Raw genomic sequence first — 22,431 nt, forward strand, 5'->3', positions numbered from 1 at the left:
GAGTTTAGTGGCCCGTTCCGGGTCCCGTCGGCCGTGGGGCGGCCGCGCGGGCCAGAGCCGTGGCGGCGCGGACGCGGGGGCCGCTGTCCGGGGGCCTGCGACGGGGGTGGACGGTGTTGGCGAGGAGCACCAGGAAGGTGTCCGTGGCCGGGTCGAGGACCAGGGAGGTGCCGGTGAAGCCGGTGTGGCCTGCCGCGCCGCGCCCCGCGAGCTCCCCCATGAACCACGGCTCGTCCACGGCGAAGCCGAGGCCGGGTGCGGTCAGCATCAGCGCCACGTGGTCGGGGCCGAGGATCCGGGCCGTGCCGTAGGAGCCGCCGGACAGCAGGGTCCTGCACAGGACGGCCAGGTCGTGGGCGGTGGAGAACAGCCCGGCGTGCCCGGCGACGCCCCCGAGCGCCCACGCGTTCTCGTCGTGCACCTCACCGCGCAGCATCCCGCGGTCCGCCTTCGCCCAGGGCCCGCGCTGGTCCTCCGTGGCGGCGGCACCCGCCCGCGGGCCGAAGCCGGTGGCGGACATGCCCAGGGGTCGGGTGATGCCCTCCCTGATCAGCCGGTCCAGGCCGCGCCGGGTGACGCGTTCCAGGACCTGCTGGAGGAGAAGCATGTTGAGGTCCGAGTACAGACGCGTGCCGATCTCGGCGGACGGCTCCTCGGTGCGCAGGGCTCGCCACCGCGATGCCCGGTCCGGGAGCTCGTACAGCGGCAGCTCGGGCCGCAGCCCCGAGGTGTGCGTGAGCAGGTCGCGCACGGTGATGCCGTGCGCGGCGACGCCCGTGCACTCGGGGACGTACCGGTCCACCGGCGCGTCAAGGGCGAGCGTGCCCCGCTCCAGTTGCTGCACGACGGCGACGGTCGTGCACAGCTTGGTGAGGGAGGCCAGGTCGAAGGGGGTGTCGACGGTCATGGGGACGCGGCGCGCGGGGGCAGGCTCGACGCCCGCGTCGGCCTCCTCGTCGTACCCGGAGTACCGCACGGCCCACCCCACCGCCTCCGCCACGGCGATCACGGGGCCACGCCCCGCGAGGACGACGGCACCGGCGCACCAGGGGCGGGGGCCGTCGGGCAACGCCCGTACGTCGCGCACGAGACGGCCGAGTTCACCGGGGTCGAGCCCCGCCTCGGCCGGGGATCCGGGGCGCAGGGTCGGGGCGCCCGGGACGCCCGGGACGCCCGGTGCGGGGCTCAGCGGTCCGACTTCCGCGGCTCGGGATCGCGCTGCACACCCTCGCGCTGCACGCCCTCGCGCTGCGCACCCTCGCCCCGCCCCGGCTCCCGCTGCTCCGGCAGCACCGCCGCCCCGGTCTCCCCCAGGGTCCCGGTCTCGGCCTCGGCCAAGGGCGGCACCGTCCCGGCGGCCGGAGTCCCGGCGGCCGAAGTCCCGGCGGACTGGCTGTGCTGCCACGGGCGGCACAGTCCCACGAAGCAGACCACGGCCGCCAGCGCGCACGTCAGTTGGACGACGGCCATCGGGACGGCCGTGTGCTCGCCCGCGATGCCGACGAGCGGCGAGGCGAGGGCGCCGATGAGGAAGGAGGACGTACCGAGCAGCGCGGAGGCGGATCCCGCGGCGTGCCGGGTGCGCATCAGGGCGAGGGCGTTGGTGTTGGGCATGGCGAGACCCATCGCCGACATCAGCACGAACAGGCCGACGGCGATCGGCGCGAGCCCGATGTCGTCGCCGAAGACCCCGCTGGTCATCAGGAGCAGCGCGGTCGCGGCGAGCGTGATGACGGCGAGCCCGAAGCCGAGCGCCTTGTCGAGGCTGACGCGGCCCACGAGGAGCTTGCCGTTGATCTGGCCGACGATGATCAGGCCGACCGAGTTCACGCCGAAGAGCAGGCTGAACGTCTGCGGCGACGCGCCGTAGATCTCCTGGATCACGAACGGGGACGCCGAGATGTACGCGAACAGCGCGGCGAAGGCGAAGCCGCCCGCCACCATGTAGCCCGTGAACACCCGGTCCGCGAGGAGGCCGCGCATGGTGCGCAGGGCCTGCGCTGTGCCGCCGTCGTGCCGGTCGGCCGGCGCCAGGGTCTCCGGCAGGCGGCGCCACACAAGAACGGTCAGCGCGATGCCGACGACCGTCAGGACGACGAAGATGCCGCGCCAGTCGGTCAGACGCAGGACCTGGCCGCCGATCAGCGGCGCGACGACCGGGGCGACGCCGGAGATCAGCATCAGCGTGGAGAAGAAGCGGGCCATCTCCACACCGTCGTACAGGTCACGGACGACCGCCCGGGCGATGACGATGGCGGCGGCGCCCGCGAGGCCCTGGAGCAGACGGAAGGCGATGAGCAGCTCGGCGGTGGGGGCGAGGGCGCAGATCGCGGTCGCGAGGATGTAGACGAGCAGTCCGGCGAGGAGGGGGCGGCGGCGGCCCCACTTGTCGCTCATGGGGCCGACGACGAGCTGGCCGAGGGCCATGCCCATGAGGCAGGCGGTGAGGGTGAGCTGGATGGTGGCGGCCGGGGCGTGCAGGGCGTCGGTGACCTCCGGCAGGGCCGGTAGGTACATGTCCATGGAGAGCGGGGGCATGGCGGTGAGGCCGCCGAGTATGAGGGTGACGAGGGTTCCGGTCGCCACGGTGAGGGCGGCGGAGCGCTCGGGCCCCGCCGCCTTCGGTATCTGGTGCTCTGCCGTTGACTGCCCTCGCTCAGGCATCGCGCCCCTCCCGGTCGATCGGATCCGCCGCCCATGATCTCAGCTCCGGGTCGGTGGTAGATACCGGTTTCCGCTCCGGCGCCGGCTCCGGGGCTCCGCAGGGCGGGTGGTGTGACGCCCTGGAGTCTCACTCGTTCAGCCTCATAGCCGGGCACGCGCTCACTGGGCCCGGCTTCGCGCGAGAAGCGGAGTGACGCACCATTCGCACGCACAAGCTAGTGCCGATCCTGATCATCGGCCTTGCCACGCTGGCGTTCACCGTGCCCGCGCCGGCCCCGTCGCAAGGTGGCACGAAGTGCCGTGACACGACGCTGGTCGGGGTGGCGCACCAGGACGACGACCTTCTGTTCATCAATCCGGCGATCGCCGACGACTTCGACGGCGGGAGTTGTCTCCGTGTCGTGTACGTGTCCGCGGGCGATGCCCATCTGAAGTGGTCGGGAGGGTATGTGACCCGCCGCGAGATGGGCGTGCAGCAGGCGTACAGCGCTCTCGCGGGGCGGCCGATGCGACCCGGCCGGCCGAGCCCCTGGAGGGCGGCACCCGTGACCGTGGGCGGGCGGACGCTGCACGGTGTCCGCCTGGACGGCGGTCCGCTGCGGCCGGACATCCGACTGGTGTTCCTGCGGCTGCCCGACGGTGGCTGGAGCAGGCAGGCGCCGCGGCGTCCGAGTCTGCTGGCCCTCTTCCGGTCGAGGGTCCGCTCGCTCGACGCCGTGGACGGCTCCGCCCGCTACACGGAACCGGCTCTGATCAACACCTTGGCCGCCCTCATCGAGCGCTTCCGGCCCGGCACCGTACGCACACTGGACTTCGCCAACACCGCCCTGAAGTCGTCCGGCAGGGAGTGGGCCGACCACAGCGATCACGCGGTCACCGCACGGTACTTCCGCCTGGCGACCCTGCGAGCGCGCCCGCAAGGGAGGCCTTTGCGTCTGACGGGATACGAGGGGTACGGAAGCGCGGTGCGCCCGCCCAACCTCGGTGCCGCCCGGACCGCCAGGAAGACCGCCGTCTTCGAGCACTACTACGTTCATGACGAGAGGCGAACGCGCGCCTGCCCGGGGCACTACTGCGCACCCACCAGAAAAGTGGCGCCGCACTACGCGCGATGGCTTCAGCGGCACTACGCGCGCCGGGCGCCCGTCCCCCGGCCCGGCACCGTCGTCTCCTGGATCGGCTCCACCGCTTCCGGTTTCACCACCTCCGATCTCTGTCTGACCGAGGACCGCGGCGAGGTCCGCACCGCCGCGTGCGACGGCACGGCCCGCCGACGCTGGCAACTAGCGGACGGCGTCCTGCGGACCGGGAGCGGGGACGCCCCGCGCTGCGCCGGTGTCCGGGGCGGGGCGATCGTGCTCGCCCCCTGCACCGGCGCGTCGGCCCGGTGGGCGATGACGGGGCAGGGGCGGTTGCGCACCGGCGGGGGCTGTCTGACCCAGGACGACCTGCTGCGGCCCTCCCCCGGACTGCGCCTTGCCGCCTGCACCGCGAAAGACCCGGGGCAACGCTGGTTCACCCACCGTCCTCGACCGACCGCCGATCCGGACAGGGCTCGATGAAGATCTCCTTTCTGCTACAGAACGCGTACAACATCGGTGGCACCATCCGCGCCACTTCCCATGCCGCGGGCGCCCTCGCCGAGCGCCATGACGTCGAGATCGTCAGCGTCTGGCGCACGCGCGCCAGGCCCAGCCTGCCCATCAGCGGAAAGATCCGGCTGCGGTCCCTGATCGACGCTCGTCCGCACGCGCCGCGCAACGACCTCGGCAACCGGCTGCTTGGTGAACCCACACCGCTGATTCCCCCCGTCGAGGCGCGGGGCGCGGGCTTCGACAGGCTCACCGACCGGCGGGTGGCCCGCTTCCTGCGCCGTACCGACGCCGACGTGGTGGTGGCGACCAGGCCGGGCCTTGTCGTCTACCTGGCGGAGTTCGGCCGCGGCCACTATCTGAGGATCGGCCAGGAGCACCGGGTGTACGGCACGCACGAGCCCGGCATCCGCGCCGCCCAGGACGCCGCCATCGCCTCGCTGGACGCGCACACCACCGTCACGGAGGCGGACGCGGACACGCACCGCAGGCACCTCGCGGCCACGGGCACCCCGTTCGTGGCCGTCCCCAACGGCTCGCCCCCGCCGCCCCTCACCACGGCGTCCGACGGCGAGATCCCGCTCGTCATCGCCGGTGGGCGCCTCATCCCGGTGAAGCGGTACGACCTCCTGGTGGACGCCTTCGCCACCGTGGCCGCCGCGCACCCGCAGTGGCGGCTACGGATCTACGGACGCGGCCCGGAGCGCGCGGCACTGCGCGCCCGCGTCGACGAACTCGGCCTGAGTCACCACGTCTTCCTGATGGGTGCCAGCCGGTCCCTGCCCACCGACTGGTCCAAGGGGGCGATCGCCGCCGTCACCTCGGCGGAGGAGTCGTTCGGCATGACCATCGTGGAAGCCATGCAGTGCGGCACCCCCGTGGTCGCCACCGACTGCCCCCACGGGCCCGCCGAGATCATCCGGGACGGCGAGGACGGTCTGCTCGTCCCCACGGGGGACAGCGAGGCCATCGCCCGTGGCCTCATCAGGCTCATCGAGGACGCCGGTCTGCGTCGCGCCATGGGCGGGGCCGCCCGGCGCAACGTCGAACGGTACGCGCCGGAGAACATCGCCCGGCGCTACGAGGAACTCTTCGCCGAACTGCACGCCGCCTCCCCGCCCGCCCCCATCCCCCTCGACCGCCGGGTGGCGGCCGGTGCCGGGCGGGTCCGGGTGGCTGCCCGGCAGGCCCTGCGCCGCACCGTGCGCGGGGCCGGGTGGGCGCGTCCGGCGGGCTCGGGCCCGCTGAGCCCGCGGTCGACCTGCTCCGTGAACGCGGCGGGCGACCTCGTCGTACGCCTCGACCGGGACGGCATGCCCGGCAGCGCGTTCACACTGACGGCGACGCTCCGGGGTTCCCGAAGCGGGGGTGACCGCCGGTTCGAGGTTCCGTTGCGGCGGCCCGACAGCGCCGGCGCCCCGTGGACGGCCGTCCTTGACCGCCGCGTCCACCTGCTCGTCGAGGGCCGCTGGGACTTCCACGTCGTCCGCTCGGACGACGGGGCACGGCGCCGTGTCGCCTGCACGGCGGTCGAACAGCGCAACCTGCTGCGCCTGAAGGCCTCGCCGGAAGCACCGTTCGTCTGGTGGATCCCCTACACGACCAACAAGAACAACCTCTCCGTACGGACATGGCGCCGCTCCCCGCACGCGGAAGCGCACACCATGACCACCGACTCCACGTCGTGCACGGTCGAAGGCACGCTGTACGGCGCGGAGTTCGCCCAGGGGCAGTGCCCGCGCCTCCTCGCCGTACCGCGCCGCGACCCCTCCGCCGCCTTCGAAACCGACGTGACGACGTCAGGGACCGACCGCTTCCGCTTCTGCCTGCCGTACTCCCGGGCGCTGGACGCCGGTGAGGGAGTGAAAGAGACCTGGAACCTGGCACTGCGCCTTGCTCCCGGGACCGAGCCGATCCGCTTGGCGCGCCTCGTCGGCGACGTCGTCGAGCGCAAGCGGACCGACGCCCACCCGGCCCGGCGGATCGGCACCCGGGCCGGTACCGCCGCCTCCGTGCGCCCCTACTTCACCGTGAACAACAACCTGTCCCTGGCGCTCAAGGCGGCACCCTGAGGCGCGGTCCCCTACGCGGGCCGCAGCCCCGGGTCGCCCGCCTCCGTCACGAACGACGCCGCCGTCCTGATGGGGGCGCCCGGCGTCGTGACCGCCGAGACCGTCTTGAAGTCCGCTCGCGCCGAGTCACCGCCGAGGGCGACCGTCACATAGCCGCGGCGGCCGTTGTAGAACTTGAGATGCGGGTTGGCCTTGGTGTACGTGTCCCAGTTGGCGGGCTTGTCCGCGCCGTCCTTGCCGCTGGCGATGGACGTGGCGACGATCTCCGTACCGACGGTCCTCGACGACGGGTCGTCGAAGTCGGCCTTGATGTCGAAGGCGTAGCCGACGTGCACGTCACCGGTGAGGACCATGAGGTTGTCGATGTCCGCGGACCGCGCGCCGGCCAGGACCCGCTTGCGGGAGGCGCGGTAGCCGTCCCAAGCGTCCATGGAGAGTTTCGCCTGCGCGTTGAGGTCGAGCTTGCGCTGGGAGAAGGTGACCTGCTGCGGCACGACGTTCCACAGGGCGCGCGAGCGCCGCCAGCCGTCGATGAGCCAGCGCTCCTGCGTGGCGCCGGTGATGGTGCGCCGCGGGTCGTCCGTCTCGGGGCCCGGGGCGTGCGCCTTGTCGCCGTACGCCTGGTCGGAGCGGTACTGCCGGGTGTCGAGGATGTCGAACTGGGCGAGGCGGCCCCACTTCAGGCGGCGGTAGAGCCGCGCGTCGGGGCCGTCCGGCAACTGCGGGCGGCGCAGCGGCTGGTTCTCCCAGTACGCGCGGTAGGCGGCGGCGCGGCGGAGCAGGAACTCGGCGGGTGGGTTGCCGTTCTCGTCGATGTCGTCGGCGTAGTTGTTCTCGGCCTCGTGGTCGTCCCAGGTGACGACGAAGGGGTGCGCGGCGTGGGCGGCGCGCAGGTCGGGGTCGGACTTGTAGAGGGCGTACCGCAGGCGGTAGTCCCCCAGGGTCTGCGTCTCCTTGTTGTAGTGGGCGGGCAGCGTGCGGTCCGTGTAGTTGCGGGCGCCGCCGACCGCGTTCACGGCGTACTCGTACAGGTAGTCGCCGAGGTGGAAGACCACATCGACGTCGTCCTGTGCCAGGTGCTTGTACGCGGTGAAGTAGCCGTCGTGGTACGCCTGGCAGGAGACGGCCGCGAGGGTGAGGGCGCTGGTGCGGCTGCCCGTGGGAGGCGCGGTGCGGGTGCGGCCCGTCTCGCTGATCCACTTGCCCGTCCGGAAACGGAAGTAGTAGGTGCGGCCCGCTTCGAGGTGGTCGACCTCCACGTGCACGGTGTGGTTGAACTCGGGGTGCGCGGTGGCCGTGCCCCGTCGGGCGACGCGCCGGAAGCGGGCGTCCCTGGCGAGTTCCCAGTGGACGGTGACGCGCTCCTGGGGGAGGCCGCCGCCCGGCTCGTAGGGGGCGGGGGCGAGCCGGGTCCAGAGCAGGACCGAGGAGGGCAGCGGGTCGCCCGAGGCGACGCCGAGCGTGAAGGGGTCGTCCGGTATGCGGCGGGCGTCCAATTCGGCGGCGCCCGCGACGCCCGCGGTGGGCAGGTTGGTGGCGAAGGCGAGCGAGGCGGCGGCGCCAGTGACGGTGAGGAATCGACGGCGCCCCAAGTGACGGGCGACGGCCCGGAGTTCGGGTGCGTGCTGCTGACCTTCGGATGCCATGAGGCCCTCCCCTGACGATTGCTGTCAGGGGCATGTAAGTGGCCGAGGACGACGCCCTCCTGTCACGTACACAACAGCCGTATGGCGGGTGGATGATGTCCGCGTGGACACCCCTCCCGTACGCTGCGGGGCCATGAACGCTGAGCGAACCACCCCCTCGAAGACCGCCGTGGTGACCGGGGCCGGTTCCGGCATCGGCCGCTCCGTCGCGGTCGAGCTGCTCGCCGCGGGCTGGTCGGTGGCCCTCGCGGGCCGCCGCACGGAGACGCTGGAGGAGACGGCCGCCCTCGCGACCGCCGCGTCCTCGGTGCGGGAGGACGCCGTCATGTGCGTACGTACAGACGTGTCACAGCCCGACGACGTCACCGCCCTCTTCGCCGCCGTACGCGACCGGTTCGGCCGTCTCGACCTGCTCTTCAACAACGCCGGTACGTTCGGGCCCGGCGGCGTCCCCTTCGAGGAGCTGCCCTACGACGCCTGGCGGCACGTCGTCGACACCAACCTGCACGGCGCCTTCCTGTGCGCCCAGGAGGCCTACCGGCAGATGAAGGAGCAGGAGCCGCGGGGCGGCCGCATCATCAACAACGGCTCCATCTCCGCGCACGTCCCGCGCCCGCACTCCGCCGCGTACACGGCCACGAAGCACGCGCTGACGGGCCTGACCAAGTCCCTGTCCCTGGACGGACGGCCGCACCGCATCGCCGTGGGGCAGATCGACATCGGCAACGCCGCCACCGACATGACCGAGCGGATGCGCTCGGGGACCCTTCAGGCCAACGGGGAACTCGCGGTCGAGCCGGTCATGGACGTGGCCGACGTGGCCCGCACCGTGCGGCACATGGCGGAGCTGCCGCTTGAGGCGAACGTGCAGTTCGCGACGGTCCTCGCGACGGCCATGCCGTACGTCGGACGGGGCTGAGCGGCCGCGGGCCGCCCGGGGGGGGACCTTGGCCGTGCGTAGACCGGGTGCGGCCGATGCAGTACGGCGGGAGGGATGAGTTCCCGTCATATGCGCGGTCATATCCGGGAGGGGTCCCCGTGACCGTACAAGGCCGGACTATGCTCGCTGCTCTCCACGGAAACTTCACACACGGAGCACACGTTGCGCATACGTTCGACTGCCACGGCCATCCTCGCCGCCACCGCTGTCGCGGTCCCGCTGCTCGTCGCCACCCCGGCGGCCGCGGCACGGCACCAGGGCGGTCTGCACCTCGGCTACATCCAGTACGACAGCCCGGGCCGGGACTCCAGCTCGCGCACCTCGGTGAACGGCGAGTGGGTGAACATCCACAACAACAGCCGGAGCGCCATCCAGCTCAAGGGCTACAAGCTCAAGGACAACACCGGTTACACGTACACCTTCGGCAGCTACAAGATCGGCGCCGGCAAGACGGTGAAGGTCCGCACCGGCAAGGGCACCAACGCCTCCGGCGTGCGGTACTGGGGCCGCGGCTGGCACGTCTGGAACAACACCAGCGACAAGGCCCGGCTGATCAGGCCGAGCGGCTCGCAGCTCGACTCGTGCTCGTGGACGACCCGGGACAACGGGTACAAGAACTGCCACTGAGGCACCAGGGAGTGAGCGCCGCCGCGGCACCGGGAATGCCTCCGGTACCGCGGCGGTTGTCGTGCGACATGAGCAACAGCGACCGCCCCGCGAACCGTCCCGCGCACCACCCGGACGTGTTGCGCTACACCGCCTTCGCCACCGACCCCGCGGGCGGCAACCCCGCAGGGATCGTCCTGGACGCCAGCGGCCTCGGCGGCGCGGACATGCTCGCCGTCGCGGCCGACGTCGGCTACAGCGAGTCGGCGTTCCTGACCCCGGGCCCCGCCGCCCTCGGCCAGGTCGGACGCGCCTTCACCGTGCGGTACTTCAGCCCGCGGGCCGAGGTCCCCTTCTGCGGGCACGCCACCGTCGCCGCGGCCGTCGCCCTCGCGGAACGCGCGGGACCCGGCGACTTCGTGTTCGACACGCCCGCCGGGACCGTGCCGGTGAGCGTCGTGGAGGCCGGGGACGGCGTCCTGCGGGCGACCCTGACCAGCGTGGAGCCCCGGGTGGAGGACGCCGCGCCCGCCGACGTCGAGGAGGCGCTCGGCGCGCTCGGCTGGCGCGCGGACGAACTCGACCCGGGGCTGCCGCCCCGGATCTCCTTCGCGGGCGCCCGGCACCTGATCCTCGCGGCGGCGACCCGCGCCCGCCTCGCCGACCTCGCGTACGACTTCGACCGACTGCGGACGCTGATGCTGCGGCTCGACCTGACGACCGTCCAGTTGGTCTGGCGCGAGAGCGGCACGGTGTTCCACGCCCGCGACCCGTTCCCCGTCGGCGGTGTCGTCGAGGACCCGGCGACGGGCGCGGCCGCGGCCGCCTTCGGCGCGTACGCCCGCGAGCTCGGCCTGGTCCCGGCCGCCGCCGAGCTGACCATGCACCAGGGCGTGGACATGGGGCGCCCCGGAGTGCTCACGGTGACGCTGCGGGAGGGTGACGCGCGGGTGCGGGTGGCGGGGGCCGCCGTACGCATCCCCGGGTAGCCGGGGCCGGGCCGGTCAGGCCTGCCCCGTCTCGAAGCGTGAGATCTTCCCGCCGTCCACGGTGAACTGCCACTTCGTGCGCATCTCGCCCCAGGTGTCGTTGCGGTAGCTCACCACGAGCGTCCGGCCGCCGTCGGCCTCCGACTCGACGTCCATATGGCCGTTGGAGGAGAAGATCTCGCGCTCGGTCCAGTCCTCGACGTCGCGGTCGGAGCCCTCGTCGGACATGGTCACGTCCGGCGTGAGCAGGGCCTGGAAGGCGTCCCTGTCGTGGGAGTTCACCGCACTGACGAAGGCCCGGACCGCGGGGTCACCGAGCCGGTTTGTCTGAATGCTCATGGGCTCACGCTCGCACCGGGCCCACTCCCACGCCACCCAGGAGGCCTGGCCCCTGCCCCGGCCGCCGGACATGGCAGGCTGCGCCCCATGGCCGACCCGACCCCCGCCCCCGCTCCTGCCGTCCCCGCTCAAGCCCCCGCCGTGCCCGCTCCCGCCGCCCCCATGGATCTCTGGGACTCCGTCACCCGTCTGCACGGCTGGCTCACGGCCCACGACCGGCATCCCCCCGAGGAGACCCTGCTGCTGCGGATGCTGAAGTTGTCGGAGGAGGTCGGCGAGGTGGCCCAGGCAGTCATCGGCGCGACCGGCCAGAACCCCCGCAAGGGCACCACGCACAGTTGGGAGGACGTCCAGTCGGAACTCTGCGACGTCGTGATCACGGCGCTGGTGGCCCTGCGGACCCTCACCCCGGAGCCGGAGCGGGCCCTCGACGCCCGGCTGCGTACCGTCGTCGCACGCTCGGCGGCGGGCCCCCGCGGTCGCGGTGCGGCGGAAATCCAGGAGCCCCCGGGCACCTGACCGGCTAGCGTCACCCGCCATGACGTCATCACCGCCCACACCCACCATCGCGCCGTCCGGTTCCGCCGGCGGCCCGCCCCGCCTCACCCGGCTCACCTTCCACGGCCCGCTGTCCGAGGCCCGTGCCGCCCGCGTCGTCGAGCGGGTCGCCGAGCCGCTGCGCCGCGTCCCGGGCGGAGGCACCGTGCTCGATCTCGGGTGCGGGTGGGGGGAGTTGCTCCTGCGGGTCCTGGAGGCGGCGCCGGAGGCCACCGGCGTGGGCGTCGACCTCAACTCCGACGACCTGGAGCGGGGGCGCGCGTCCGCGCGGGCGCGGGGGCTCGACGGCCGGGTCGCGTTCGCCGCGGAGTCGGCCACGGACACGGCCCGCGGACCCGCCGACGTCGTCCTGTGTCTCGGTTCCTCCCAGGCCCTGCTTCCTGACGGCACCCCGGCCCCGCACTCCGCCGACGCGCTGCGCGCCCTGCGCGGCCTCGTCGCCCCCGGCGGGCGTGTCGTCCTGGGCGAGGGCTTCTGGCAGCGCACACCCACCCAGGCCGAGCTGTCCGCGATGTGGCCGGACGCCGGTGTCCACGAGCACCTGTATCTGGCCGACCTGGCGGACGCGGCGGTCGCCGCCGGGTTCCGCCCGCTGTGGGTGGAGACGGCGAGCGCGGAGGAGTGGGAGGAGTTCGAGTCCGCCTACCTGGCGGACACCGAGGAGTGGCTCACCGCGCACCCGGAACACCCGGAGGCGGCGGAGCGGCGCGAGCGGGCCGACCGCCACCGCGCGGCATGGCTGCGCGGCTACCGGCAGCCCCTCGGCCACGCGTACCTCACGCTGATCCCGGCGACGGCCGCCTGAGGGCCGCCGGGGCGCGGGGCAGGCCACCCGTCGCCGCGCCCCGCTCCCCCGCCCCGCTCGTCCTCGGCTTATCCTCGACGCCCATGACCACCTTGCGAGAGATCCACGGCACACCCGTCTTCATGTGCGCGGCCGACGGCGAGCCGATCGCCGGGGAACAGGACGCGCTGGATCTCATCGGCGACGCCGGGTACCAGGGTGCCCGGTGGGTCGCGGTCCCCGCGGAGCGGTTCGACGACGCGTTCTTCGAGTTGCGTACGCGCGTCGCCGGGGACATCGTCCAGAAGTTCGTGAACTACCGCATGGGGCTCGTCGTCCTCGGTGACATCTCCCGGCACACGGCGGAGAGCCCCGCGCTGCGGGACTTCGTCCGTGAGTGCAACCGCGGCGGCCAGACCTGGTTCCTCGCCGACGAGACGGAGTTCGCCGCGCGACTGCGTGAGCGCCCCCAGCGCTGAACCGGGCGCCGCCTCCCCGGGTTCGGCGCCCGAACTACCCGCTCGGTGCCCGAACTACCCGCTCAGTGCCCGAACCACGCCTCGGCGAGCGCGTCGAGGCGTGGTTCGCGGGGCGCGGGCAGTTCGCGCAGGTACCACGGCAGGTTGCTGTACACGTGCAGCAGCGTGTACGCGAGCAGCAGGCGCGGCTCGAAGGTGCGGCCGTACGCCGCCGTGAACCCGGTCAGGAGTCCCGGCTCCCCGCGCGTGACGAACAGGCCGACGCCCACGAAGTCGTAGGCCGGGTCACCGATCATGGCGGGCTCGAAGTCGAAGACCCCGGTGATCCGGTGGCCGTCGGCGGGGTCGACGAGCAGGTGCTGGCGCATGAACTCCGTGTGCAGGAGCGCGGGGCGGTGCGCCTGGGGCGGCGGGGCCGCGGCCAGGAAGTCCGGGATCTGCTCCAGCCAGCCCTCGGGGAGCCCGTGCCTACGCTGCCGGTCGACGGCGCTCGCGCGCTGCCGCGCGGTGAACTCCCGCCAGTCCCCCGGCCCGAGGGCGTCGGCGAGCGGCTCGTGGTCGAGGGCGTGCAGGGCGGCGAGCGCCTCGCCCGCCTGTGCGACGACCCGCTCCCGGTCGGCCGCCGCGATGCCGGGCCAGGCGAGGTGCAGGCCCCGGCCGGGCAGTTGCGACATCAGGACGTAGCGCCAGCCGTTCACGTACGCGCCGCTGTCGTGCAACTGCGGCGTGGGGACGGGCAGTCGGCCGTGTACGTGGTCCAGTACGCGCGCCTCGGCCACGGCGTCGTCCGCCGCCGCGCCGGGGAAGAGCTTGAGCACATGCCGCTCACCGACCGCGTACACGGGCTGGGAGCCCTCGCCGTACCGGGTGAGCGGGGACCCCGCGAGGCCGAGCCTGGCGCACAGGTCCTCGGCGGCGGGCCGTACGACGGCTTCGTCGGGGACGACGGCGTCCCATTCCTCATCGGTGTCCACGGGGGGCAGCATGATCGGCACGGTAGGGGGCGGGGGTCGGTGCGGCAACGCGTTTTCGGGCGAGGGCGCCGCGGCCCACCGTCCGGACCGCGGCGCCCACTGTGCCGTACACGTAGAACCGCCGTACGCGAAGAACCGTCGTACGCGAAGAACCGTCGTACGCGAAAAGCCTCCGTACGCGACGACCCGCGTACCCGACGACCCTCCGTACCTGACCACCCGTCAGAACACGAACGGTCCCGGCGTCTGCGCCGACGTCGCGGTGCAGGTCACCGTGATGCCGAAGACCACTATCTTCAGGGAGCTCGCCGCCAGGCTGTCGCCTGCGGCGACGGTGCCGTTCAGCGGTCCTGTGGAGACGGGGCTGCCCGCGGGTATCGCGGGGTTGGAGTTGCCGGTGAACGTCGTGGTGCCGGAGCCGTTCTTGGTGAGCGTGAGGGTGGAGTTGACCGCGCCGGCGCCGACGTCGAGCGGCGCGGTGATCGCCGATGTCGACACCTCGATGGTGGCCGCGGTGCCGTTCTGTGTGGCCTTGAGCGCCGCGGCGCCCGAGCCGAACGAGCCGCAGTCGAACCCGATGGACGCCTCCTGCGGTTCCACCGCGCCCGCGGCCGGGGCCAGAACCAGGGCGCTCAGGGCGAGCGTGCCGGTGCCGACGGCCGCGGCGAGGGCGAATCTGCCATGCCTCATGGGGGTCCTGCCTTCGATGGGGGGAGTGTGGGGTGCCCACCTTGACTGACGGTCAGTCAGCAGAGCGGGTTGGCGTCATTGAGGCACAGGCCCCTTGAGACAACAAGGCACACCCTCATGATTTTTGACATGCCACGGCCAAAATAAGCCATGGCCGAGGGCCCTGGCCGACGCGCCAGTGGAGTGAACCCCGCCCCCGCCCCCGACGTGAACGACCCACGACCCGAATGGATCGCACCGGTGAACGGCTACCATCTCGATGTCGGACGATATGACCGCTCGGCGGCGCAGGGCTGCCCCGACCTGACCTGGAGGGCTCCGCGTGCCCCAACCGCGCCTGGGTGTGGCCATCGTGACCATGGGCAACCGTCCGAAGGACGTCGACGCCCTGCTCGAAGCCGTGGCCAAGCAGGACGTCGTACCGACGCGCCTGGTCGTCGTCGGCAACGGCACCCAGTTGCCGGACTTCCCCGCCTACCCCGGCGAGGTCACCGCGATCGAGCTCGACGAGAACCTGGGCTGCCCCGGCGGGCGCAACGTGGCCCTGCGCCGCCTGCGCGAGTTCGGCGACGTGGACGTGGCCATCGAGCTGGACGACGACGGCCTGCTCGTCGACCCCGACGTCTTCCGCACGGTCCAGCGCCTGTTCTCCGAGGACCCGCAGCTCGGCATCGTCGGCTTCCGCATCGCGGACGAACACGGTGAGACGCAGCGCCGCCACGTGCCGCGGCTGCGCGCGAAGGACCCCATGCGCGGCGGCCTCGTCACGTCCTTCCTCGGGGGCGCGCACGCCTTCTCGATGGAGATGCTCGCGGAGACCGGTGACTGGCCCGCGGACTTCTTCTTCACGCACGAGGAGACGGACCTGGCCTGGCGGGCGCTCGACGCGGGCTGGAAGGTCCTGTACGAGCCCTCGCTCCTGCTCCAGCACCCGAAGACGTCCCCCGCCCGGCACGCCGTCTACCACCGCATGACGGCCCGCAACCGCGTCTGGCTCGCCCGCCGCCGCCTGCCCCTGCCCCTGATCCCCCTCTACCTCACGGTCTGGACCCTCCTCACGCTTGCCCGCACCCGGTCGGCCGGCGGCCTGCGCGCCTGGGCGGGCGGCTTCGTCGAGGGCATCCGCACCTCGGGCGGCGAGCGGCGGCCGATGCGGTGGGCGACCGTGTGGCGGATGACGAAGCTGGGGCGGCCGCCGCTCATCTGACGCGGCTGTCTCAGGGCAGGAACGCCCACACGAACGCGCCGAGCATCGGAAGCACCAGGAGGTCCGTCCACTCGACCCGGAAGCGGCGCCGCACCGGAGTCACCGCCGTGCCGGGCACGGCCCGCCGCACCGCGTGCCGCAGCTCCCGCCGCGCCTGACCCGCCCTGCGCCCGTCGAACACCGACCGCGTCATCGCCCACGGCAGCACCGTGCCGACGCCCTCCACGCCGAGGGCGCCGCCCCGCCCGGCGCGGCCGAGCAGCCGGACGTCGGCGAGGTCCGCCTCGTACACGAAGAACGGGTTGCGGACGGTGAGCCGCTTCTCGTCCCACTCCACGTACGGGGTGAGACCGGTGCGGACCAGGACCCACGTCACCCCGGCGGGCAGGGCGAGGGCGAGGACGGCGTCCCAGACGTCGCGCGGCCCGTCGCCGCCGTCGTGGAGGAACTGGACGGCGACCACGGCCATGATCGCCACGATCGCCCACGAGGCCCGCCGGACGGGCTTGTTGGAGTAGTGCGTGTGGTCTCGCGTGGGGTGGTGCATGTGCTGGTGTGCCTCATTCCCGACTGCCCGGCGGGGGCGCCGCGCACGGCGCGGCGCCCCCTGAACGGGCGGACCGCTCTCTAGCAGTACCGCATCTTCCAGCTCATCCCGCAGGTGAGCGTGCCGGTCCACGCGTTGCCCGCGTAGTTCCACGCCGTCCTGCGGTACGAGAACCGCTTGGCGTGCCGGCCCCGGCCCGCCGCGCGCTTGCCGCCCCGGGCGAAGCCCTTGCTGGACTTCCACCAGGAGCCCGCGGCGAAGCGGCCCGCGCCGACGCCGACCGCGGTCCAGGCCGCGGACTTCGCCGTCGACCGCCAGTACTTCTTCGTCCGCCACTTGCCGCGGCGGCCGTCCGCGGCCGACGTCACGGCGAACACCGCGACACTGGCGACCGCGCAGGTACCGGCGGAGGCGACGATGCACGCCGCCGTCGCGCCGTAACCGGCGTACGTGCGCCAGTTCTTGCGGACGTGGCGGCCCGCCCGCTTCAGACCGCGCTTGATCTTCTTCCACCACTTGCCGTCGAGGTCGAAGCGGTTGACGGGGTCGCCGCCCACGTACTCGTAGGCGTTGTTGCCGCCGCCGTACACGGGGTCGACGGACAGGAAACGGCCCGTCGCCGGGTTGTACAGGCGCACGCCCATCAGCGTCAGACCGGTGAGGGTCTCCGCGGAGCGCTGCTTGCCGCCCAGCCAGTTGTAGCGGGTGGCCGCCTGCCCGGCGCGCGGGTTGCCGTACTCGTCGGAGTCGAGGGCGACCGGAGCCTTGCCCTTGTCCAGGGGCAGTTGCAGGGCCACGTCGCCGTGCACGGTGGTGAGCTGCAGGACCGTGTTGCCGCTCTTGTCCGTGGTGGCGGCCAGGTCGCCGGAGGCGGAGTCCACCATTCGGGTCAGGGCGCCGGAGGCGGTGTCCTCCACGATCCAGCGGGGGTTGTCGCCGTCGCTGTCGTAGTGGTTGACCTTGGACTGCTCCTTGGTCCAGGTGCTGCCGGAGCCCGACTCGACCGTCCATGAGCGGAACCGCAGGGCGGCGTCCAGGTTCCAGGTCTGCCGCTTGCCGTCGGCGCTCTGGCGGTGCACCAGGTCGTTGGCGTAGTAGCCGAGGGTGCCGTTGCCGGGGGCCGCGGTGGTGCGGCCGAAGGCGTCGTAGGCGTAACCGGTGTCGGTGACGCGGTCGGCGCTGTCGTAGGTGTGCTTGGCGGTGGAGCCTCCCGAGGTGGGGCAGTCGGCACCGGGGGTGCCGGCGGCGGTGGTCAGCGAGGTGCGGTTGGCACGCTTGTCGAAGGCGTAGGTGCGCCGGGTGCACACCGTCTCGGCGGTGTCCTCCACGGTCGTCAGACGCCCGGTGGCGTCGTAGCGGTAGCGCTGGTCGGACCAGCCCGCGTGCCCGGTGACCTGGCCGTGGACCGACTCGGTCACGCTGTCGGAGTGGACGGTGGTGCCGTCGCTGTCCCGCGTGTACGTACGGTCCGTCGTCGCGCCGGTGGTGTCCTCGGTCTGGGTGAGGGTGTAGCCGCCCGGCAGCTTCTCACTCGCCACCGAGCCGTCGGCGTCGTACGTGGCCTGGAACGTGCCCGCGACGGAGTCGGTGGTCTTCGTGGCCAGGCCCCGGGGTTCGGCCGCGGTGTCGTAGGTGTAGGTGACCGTGGAGGGGACCGTGTCGGACACCTTCACCGGGCGGTTCAGGAGGTCGTACTCGGTGGTGGTGGTTCCTCCGTCGGCGTCGGTGTAGGCGATCTGGCGGCCCAGCTTGTCGTACGTCTTGGTGATGCTGCCGCCGGTGGGCGACGTCGTCCGCACCGCCTGGCCGGTGGCCGGGTCGTACTCGGTGGTGGACTCCGGGACCTTCTCGCCGGTGCCGCCGGTCACGGCTACCTTGGTCTGGCGGCCCGCGTCGTCGTAGGACGTGGTGGTGGTGCGGGTCACGCCGTTCGCGGTCTCGGTGACCTTCGCGGGGCTGCCCCACCAGTCGTACTCGGTGGTGGTCGTCGGCAGTTCCTTCGGCTGGGTGCCGCCACCGGTGATGTCGCCGCCGGGCGAGACGGAGCAGACCAGGTCGGCCCACTCCGGGCGGCCCGCGCAGCGCCCGCTGCCGGTCGCCGACCAGTACGTGGTCACGCGGGTACCCGCGTCCGTGCCGTTCGCGTCGGGGAGGAGCTGCCTGACCACGCGGCCCTGGGCGTCGTACTCGGTGCTCGTGGTGAGCGCGAGACCGCCCGGGTCCTGGATGGTCTTGGCGGGCTGTCCCTTGGCCCAGTCGTACACCGTCTGCGTCACCCGGCTCTCGGCGAGCACACCCGGGTGCTCACGCGCCTCCGCGCCCGTCGTGACCTTGGTGACCTGGTCCTTGACCTTCGCGGTGCCGTCCGATGGCCGCCCCGCGTCGTACTCGTTGACCGTCCTGGCGCGCGCGGCCACCGACGTGCCCGCCGGGACCAGGGTGGCGCCGCCCGACTTGAGGTCAGCCGTCAGCTCGACGCGCCGCAGCGGGCCGAGCTCCTCCAGTTTGCGGGTGCCGTCGTCGTTGTACAGCGAGCGGGTGGCGAGCAGGTCGGCGCGCTCCGCCGACGTCAGTCCGGCGAGGCCCAGGTCAGCCTGCGTCGCCCGGCCCCCGGCGGTCAGGCCGAGGGCCACCGCGCGGTTGGCGGCGCTCAGTTCGCGCACCGTGTTGCCGAACCGGTCGGACTCGGTGGTGGCCAGGTGCCCGCCGGGCGTCGCCGTGTTGACCTCGCGTCCGGATACGCCCAGGTAGTGGACGTCCGCCCGCCGGTAGTCGGCGGCGGCGAGCTGGTCGCCGGAGTGCGAGGACGGCACGGCGTCCGCGGGCAGGACCGCCGTCGCGTCCGTCGGGGCGTCGAGCTGTCCCCACGCCTTCACGTCGGCGGCGCCCGCCTTGTACGGGGCCTTGGCGCCGGTCAGCGGCACGTCGTAGACGACGCTGGTGCCCGCGGTGCCCTCCTGCGTGCCGGTGGTGCCCGGCTTCAGACCGGGGCGGGACGTCTTCAGGAGCATCCCGGCACCGGCGGTGGCGGCGCTGCCCGCCTTGCCGTACGTGAATGTCCAGGGCAGTTCACCGGGCGGGGTGTACTTGGTGACGCGGCCCGCGCCGTCGTAGTCGTACGCGGACTTCAGGGCGGGGGTGATCGCCGGGTTCCACGCCTCGCGCAGGCGTCCTTCGGTGTCGTACGCGTAGCGCTGCACGGTCTTGGCGGTCGCCGCGTCGGCGCCCGGGGCGGTGGCCCACAGGCGCAGCTCCTTCACCTGGTGGGTGAAGTCGCCGAGGGCGTCGCCGGTGGCCGTGGTGCGGTCCGCGTACACGAACTCCAGGACGCGGCAGCCCTTGGTGGCGGGTGTCGCGGTGCAGGCGGCGGCGGACGCGGCCGACGTCGGCGCGACCACGCGCCTCGGCCGGGCCAGCTTCGTGCCGTCGACGGTCACCGACTCGGACACGACGGTCGTCGTCGAGTTGCCGAGCCCGTCCAGGAGCGTGCTGGAGACCTGCCAGGTGGTGGCGGCGGAGTCGGTGCGCGTGAACTCGGTGACGGTGCCCTCGGTGTCGGTGAGGGTGAACGAGCCGGTGACGGAGCCCTTGAGGGTCAGGTCCTCGGAACCGGTCTCCGGTATCCAGGCGTTCTTCGCCGCGTTGGCGGTGAAGTGGGTCTCCTCGCCCTCCGCGTCGACGACGGCCACGGCCGTCGCGGAGATCTTCCGCAGGTGCGAGAAGTCGGAGTCGGTCAGCTCGGCGGCGGTGCCCGCCACCCACTGCTTGCCGAAGATGGGCGCCTGGCCTTCTTGTCTCGCGCCCTTGTCGGGGGTGCGGGAGGAGGCCGTGCGCGTCACGGACAGGTCGAACGCTGAGGCGTCCGTCGCGGACAGCGTGTGATCACCGGTGAGGAGGTTCACCGAACCGGGACCCGTCTCGGCGCTCGCGGCGTCGGCGGCGTTGCGGTCCACGACGACGGCGAGCGGCGCGCTGCTGCCCCTGGCGTCCTTCGGGCCGGTGAAGTCGGCCTTGATCTGGATGCTGCCGTCGGGGTCGACGGTGTCGGTGGCGTTCCACACCAGCTTGTCGCTGCGGCCCTCGGTGAGGGCGACGGGCCAGCCGCTGACGGCGCTGCCGCCCGCCCGGACGTCCTTGGCGGGGATTCGCTCCCAGTCGTCGGCCTCGGCGCGGCGCCACGAGAACACCACCTTGTCGAACTTCTCCCCGTCGGCCTCGGCGAGCAGCGGCAGTCGGCGCGCGGTGCGCTCACCGTCGGACGGCTGCACGAAACCGCCGGGACCGGCGTGGAAGGTGTACTCGACGGCCTCGGACTTGTTGTCGGCCTTGTCGACGGCACGGACCTGAAGGGTGTGCGTGCCGTCCTTGGGCGGCGTCACTGAGATGTTCCTCGCCGCACCCGAACCGCCCGTGGGCTCCTTCGTCCACGTCACCCCGTCCAGGGACCACTCCAGCCAGTTGTGGTCGGCGCCGGGAGGTGTGACGGTGAACGTGCCGGGCTTGCCCGCGCCCTTCACCCAGGCGTCCTTCGGATAGTCCGTGGACGTGACCTTCGTGGGCGCGGACGGCGCGGAGGTGTCGACCGTGAAGGTCTTCCACGCCGACCAGCCGTTGTTGTAGTGCGTGTTGTCGTACGGAGACGTACGGAACTTGTACGTCTTCCCGTGCGCGAGCACACCCGACGGCACGGTCACCGACGCGACCTGCCCGGACGGCACGTACTTCGACACCAGCACGTTGCCGACCTGCTTGTCGGTGGCGGAGTCGAAGATCTGGAAGGTGCCGTTGACCTTGTCGCCGTCGGCGTCCACGAAGGTGTCGCGCAGCGTCGGCGTCAGGGTGTTGACCATGTACGCGCTGCCGTAGGAGAAGTACGGCGGGCCCGCCTCCTGCTTGGTGCCGGTGCGCGGCCGGTAGTTGTAGGTGACGCTCAGCTTGGGCGGCCGGGACGCGGCGTTCGCGGAGTTGACCCGCTTCCACTGCGCGACCGTGCCCTCGTTGGCGGCCCGCAGCCCCATGTGCCCGCGGGCGGCCTTCGCCGAGGCCCACTCCTGGACGAGGGTCGTCACGTCGGCGTTGATCCAGCCGTCGGGGGCGCCGGTGCACGCGGTGTTGCCGCGCGTCTCGGTCGACGTGGCCTTCTTCGCCGTCATGGCGGGTTGCGCGGTCCAGCGCGACGACGTGGACGCGGCCCCGGCGGACCACACCTCCCACGGTTGCGCCTTGCAGTCCTTCTCGTTGGCGGAGTGGAAGTTCCACAGCGACAGCTTGGCGTCCAGGACGAGCGCGTCCTGCACGGGCCGGGTGTCCCAGGAGATGAACGAACGGGCCGTGCGCGGGGTGCCATTGGCGTTCTTCGTGCCCGGGTTGCCGAAGTCCAGCTCGGTGTCGGTGGACCAGTCCCTGGTCTCGCCCTGCTGGACGTAGGTGTCGAAGACGTTACCGAGGGCCGAGGTGGACGGGTCGACGGTGACCGGGTACTGCGTCTCCGGGTCGGCGAGGAACTCCGCGTCCGGCGTGACGACGAGATCGACGCCGCCCTCGGCCTCGACGGCCTTCATCGTCACCGGGGCGCGGCGGGTGTGCTCGCCGGAGACCGGGTCGACGGTCGCGTCCCACATCACGGGCGCGGGCATGACGGCGGTCTTCTTGTTCTTGCGGTCGGTGAAGGACAGGCTGCCGTCCTTGTGCTCCTCGACCTCCAGGCCCTTGGCGCGCAGCGGCAGCGTGTAGCTGTAGTCCTTCCCCTCCTCCGCCACGGGTTTCCGCTTCAGGTGCACGAACTGCTCGAAGCCGGTACGGGTCGCCTCGACGACCACGTCACCGCCGGACACCGCGTTCTCGTACGTGGCCCGGGTGCCGTCCAGCTTCGGCGCGGGCAGGGAGCCCTGCCACTGGAGGGTGATGCGCTGGTCGCCCTCGCCGAGGGTGACCAGGTCGCGGGCCGCGCCGTCCGCGCGGGCGGCCCGGTTTCCGCCCTGTTTGCCGAGTTCCAGGCCGTGCGGGTGGGCCTTGGGCGCCACCGAGCCGTCATCTTCCTTGACGAGGTCGAGGTCGACGTCACGCCACTGCCCGGTGTCCTCGTCCTCGAAACGGGTAGGTCCCGCGGTGAGTTCGGTGGTGAGGCTGCCGTTGGGGTTGGCCCAGGTCGTCGACGTCTGCGTACGTTCGGAGAGGGCTTCGACGCGCTTGCCGCCGAGCCGCGCGGCGACGCGTGCGGAGGGGATGTCGGCGGCGGCGGTCACGGGTCCGGGCTCGGCCTTGTCGGTGGCGGCCGGCGCGGACGGTGCCGCGGTGGCCTCCTCGGCGCCGTACAGACACGAGACGGCCATGAGGAGCGCGAG

The 22,431-nt window shown here is 72.7% G+C and carries 17 protein-coding genes; 9 read left to right on the top strand and 8 right to left on the bottom strand.

What is annotated here, in order from left to right; genetic code table 11:
• Positions 1 to 4 precede the first annotated feature (4 nt).
• The gene (locus tag IG78_RS0116960) at positions 5 to 1,189 is read right to left on the bottom strand and encodes a serine hydrolase domain-containing protein (protein WP_078965208.1); all 1,185 of its coding nucleotides are present in this window, start codon (positions 1,187 to 1,189) and stop codon (positions 5 to 7) included.
• Positions 1,186 to 2,664 carry a multidrug effflux MFS transporter gene (locus IG78_RS0116965; protein ID WP_404827698.1) on the bottom strand — a complete coding sequence of 493 codons (1,479 nt, stop codon included), beginning with the start codon at positions 2,662 to 2,664 and terminating at the stop codon, positions 1,186 to 1,188. The genes IG78_RS0116960 and IG78_RS0116965 overlap by 4 nt, the downstream gene beginning before the upstream one ends.
• Before the next feature lie 218 nt (positions 2,665 to 2,882).
• Here IG78_RS0116965 and IG78_RS50135 point away from each other — a divergent pair, with 218 nt between their 5' ends.
• On the top strand, positions 2,883 to 4,226 hold the full coding sequence (locus IG78_RS50135) for an RICIN domain-containing protein (RefSeq protein ID WP_030563938.1): 1,344 nt from the start codon (positions 2,883 to 2,885) through the stop codon (positions 4,224 to 4,226).
• Positions 4,223 to 6,328 (top strand): glycosyltransferase, encoded by a 2,106-nt coding sequence (locus IG78_RS0116975; protein WP_030563941.1) that lies wholly within the window; start codon positions 4,223 to 4,225, stop codon positions 6,326 to 6,328. The genes IG78_RS50135 and IG78_RS0116975 overlap by 4 nt, the downstream gene beginning before the upstream one ends.
• 11 nt (positions 6,329 to 6,339) lie before the next feature.
• Here the strand turns inward: IG78_RS0116975 and IG78_RS0116980 are convergent, their stop codons facing one another.
• Positions 6,340 to 7,974, bottom strand: a complete 1,635-nt coding sequence (locus tag IG78_RS0116980; RefSeq protein ID WP_030563943.1) for an alkaline phosphatase D family protein — start codon at positions 7,972 to 7,974, stop codon at positions 6,340 to 6,342.
• Positions 7,975 to 8,107: 133 nt separating this feature from the next.
• On the opposite strand from IG78_RS0116980, the gene IG78_RS0116985 reads away from it, so the two are divergent.
• The 3 genes from IG78_RS0116985 to IG78_RS0116995 all read left to right on the top strand — a co-directional run bounded on the left by IG78_RS0116985 (position 8,108) and on the right by IG78_RS0116995 (position 10,509).
• Positions 8,108 to 8,893, top strand: coding sequence for an SDR family oxidoreductase (locus tag IG78_RS0116985; RefSeq protein WP_030563945.1), 786 nt, complete (start codon positions 8,108 to 8,110; stop codon positions 8,891 to 8,893).
• Positions 8,894 to 9,076: 183 nt separating this feature from the next.
• Positions 9,077 to 9,541, top strand: coding sequence for a lamin tail domain-containing protein (locus IG78_RS0116990; RefSeq protein WP_030563947.1), 465 nt, complete (start codon positions 9,077 to 9,079; stop codon positions 9,539 to 9,541).
• Between the two features lie 68 nt (positions 9,542 to 9,609).
• A complete protein-coding gene (locus IG78_RS0116995) occupies positions 9,610 to 10,509 on the top strand; it encodes a PhzF family phenazine biosynthesis isomerase (RefSeq protein ID WP_051852710.1) in 900 nt (299 codons plus the stop codon).
• A gap of 15 nt (positions 10,510 to 10,524) precedes the next feature.
• Here IG78_RS0116995 and IG78_RS0117000 read toward each other — a convergent pair whose 3' ends face one another.
• Positions 10,525 to 10,848, bottom strand: a complete 324-nt coding sequence (locus IG78_RS0117000) for a nuclear transport factor 2 family protein (protein ID WP_030563951.1) — start codon at positions 10,846 to 10,848, stop codon at positions 10,525 to 10,527.
• Positions 10,849 to 10,935: 87 nt separating this feature from the next.
• Between IG78_RS0117000 and IG78_RS0117005 the strand changes: the two genes are divergently transcribed.
• From IG78_RS0117005 to IG78_RS0117015, 3 genes are all read left to right on the top strand, one after another.
• Positions 10,936 to 11,367 (top strand): MazG-like family protein, encoded by a 432-nt coding sequence (locus tag IG78_RS0117005; RefSeq protein ID WP_030563953.1) that lies wholly within the window; start codon positions 10,936 to 10,938, stop codon positions 11,365 to 11,367.
• Between the two features lie 19 nt (positions 11,368 to 11,386).
• Positions 11,387 to 12,211, top strand: a complete 825-nt coding sequence (locus IG78_RS0117010; protein WP_030563954.1) for an SAM-dependent methyltransferase — start codon at positions 11,387 to 11,389, stop codon at positions 12,209 to 12,211.
• A gap of 83 nt (positions 12,212 to 12,294) precedes the next feature.
• Entirely contained in the window at positions 12,295 to 12,669 is a 375-nt protein-coding gene (locus tag IG78_RS0117015) for a DUF4180 domain-containing protein (RefSeq protein ID WP_030563956.1), read from the top strand.
• Positions 12,670 to 12,731: 62 nt separating this feature from the next.
• On the opposite strand, the gene IG78_RS0117020 is transcribed toward IG78_RS0117015, so the two are convergent.
• A complete protein-coding gene (locus IG78_RS0117020; RefSeq protein ID WP_030563958.1) occupies positions 12,732 to 13,655 on the bottom strand; it encodes a phosphotransferase family protein in 924 nt (307 codons plus the stop codon).
• A gap of 210 nt (positions 13,656 to 13,865) precedes the next feature.
• Positions 13,866 to 14,333, bottom strand: coding sequence for a hypothetical protein (locus IG78_RS0117025; protein WP_030563960.1), 468 nt, complete (start codon positions 14,331 to 14,333; stop codon positions 13,866 to 13,868).
• Positions 14,334 to 14,655: 322 nt separating this feature from the next.
• Between IG78_RS0117025 and IG78_RS0117030 the strand changes: the two genes are divergently transcribed.
• The gene (locus tag IG78_RS0117030) at positions 14,656 to 15,540 is read left to right on the top strand and encodes a glycosyltransferase family 2 protein (protein ID WP_037685638.1); all 885 of its coding nucleotides are present in this window, start codon (positions 14,656 to 14,658) and stop codon (positions 15,538 to 15,540) included.
• A gap of 10 nt (positions 15,541 to 15,550) precedes the next feature.
• Here the strand turns inward: IG78_RS0117030 and IG78_RS0117035 are convergent, their stop codons facing one another.
• Both IG78_RS0117035 and IG78_RS0117040 read right to left on the bottom strand, forming a co-directional pair.
• Positions 15,551 to 16,087 carry a hypothetical protein gene (locus tag IG78_RS0117035; protein ID WP_030563963.1) on the bottom strand — a complete coding sequence of 179 codons (537 nt, stop codon included), beginning with the start codon at positions 16,085 to 16,087 and terminating at the stop codon, positions 15,551 to 15,553.
• Positions 16,088 to 16,167: 80 nt separating this feature from the next.
• Positions 16,168 to 22,419 (bottom strand): DNRLRE domain-containing protein, encoded by a 6,252-nt coding sequence (locus IG78_RS0117040; RefSeq protein WP_078965206.1) that lies wholly within the window; start codon positions 22,417 to 22,419, stop codon positions 16,168 to 16,170.
• Positions 22,420 to 22,431 lie beyond the last annotated feature (12 nt).

Origin of the sequence: Streptomyces aureocirculatus (assembly GCF_000720475.1) — a bacterium.
Lineage (GTDB): Bacteria > Actinomycetota > Actinomycetes > Streptomycetales > Streptomycetaceae > Streptomyces > Streptomyces aureocirculatus.

Bases quoted from the DNA above. Each gene is read 5' to 3' on its own strand.
- IG78_RS0117010 (WP_030563954.1), top strand. From the start codon at position 11,387: ATGACGTCATCACCGCCCACACCCACCATCGCGCCGTCCGGTTCCGCC.
- IG78_RS0116980 (WP_030563943.1), bottom strand. From the start codon at position 7,974: ATGGCATCCGAAGGTCAGCAGCACGCACCCGAACTCCGGGCCGTCGCC.
- IG78_RS0117040 (WP_078965206.1), bottom strand. From the start codon at position 22,419: ATGGCCGTCTCGTGTCTGTACGGCGCCGAGGAGGCCACCGCGGCACCG.
- IG78_RS0117020 (WP_030563958.1), bottom strand. From the start codon at position 13,655: ATGCTGCCCCCCGTGGACACCGATGAGGAATGGGACGCCGTCGTCCCC.
- IG78_RS0117035 (WP_030563963.1), bottom strand. From the start codon at position 16,087: ATGCACCACCCCACGCGAGACCACACGCACTACTCCAACAAGCCCGTC.
- IG78_RS0117005 (WP_030563953.1), top strand. From the start codon at position 10,936: ATGGCCGACCCGACCCCCGCCCCCGCTCCTGCCGTCCCCGCTCAAGCC.
- IG78_RS0117015 (WP_030563956.1), top strand. From the start codon at position 12,295: ATGACCACCTTGCGAGAGATCCACGGCACACCCGTCTTCATGTGCGCG.
- IG78_RS0116985 (WP_030563945.1), top strand. From the start codon at position 8,108: ATGAACGCTGAGCGAACCACCCCCTCGAAGACCGCCGTGGTGACCGGG.
- IG78_RS0116975 (WP_030563941.1), top strand. From the start codon at position 4,223: ATGAAGATCTCCTTTCTGCTACAGAACGCGTACAACATCGGTGGCACC.
- IG78_RS0117025 (WP_030563960.1), bottom strand. From the start codon at position 14,333: ATGAGGCATGGCAGATTCGCCCTCGCCGCGGCCGTCGGCACCGGCACG.
- IG78_RS0117000 (WP_030563951.1), bottom strand. From the start codon at position 10,848: ATGAGCATTCAGACAAACCGGCTCGGTGACCCCGCGGTCCGGGCCTTC.
- IG78_RS0116995 (WP_051852710.1), top strand. From the start codon at position 9,610: ATGAGCAACAGCGACCGCCCCGCGAACCGTCCCGCGCACCACCCGGAC.
- IG78_RS0116965 (WP_404827698.1), bottom strand. From the start codon at position 2,664: ATGCCTGAGCGAGGGCAGTCAACGGCAGAGCACCAGATACCGAAGGCG.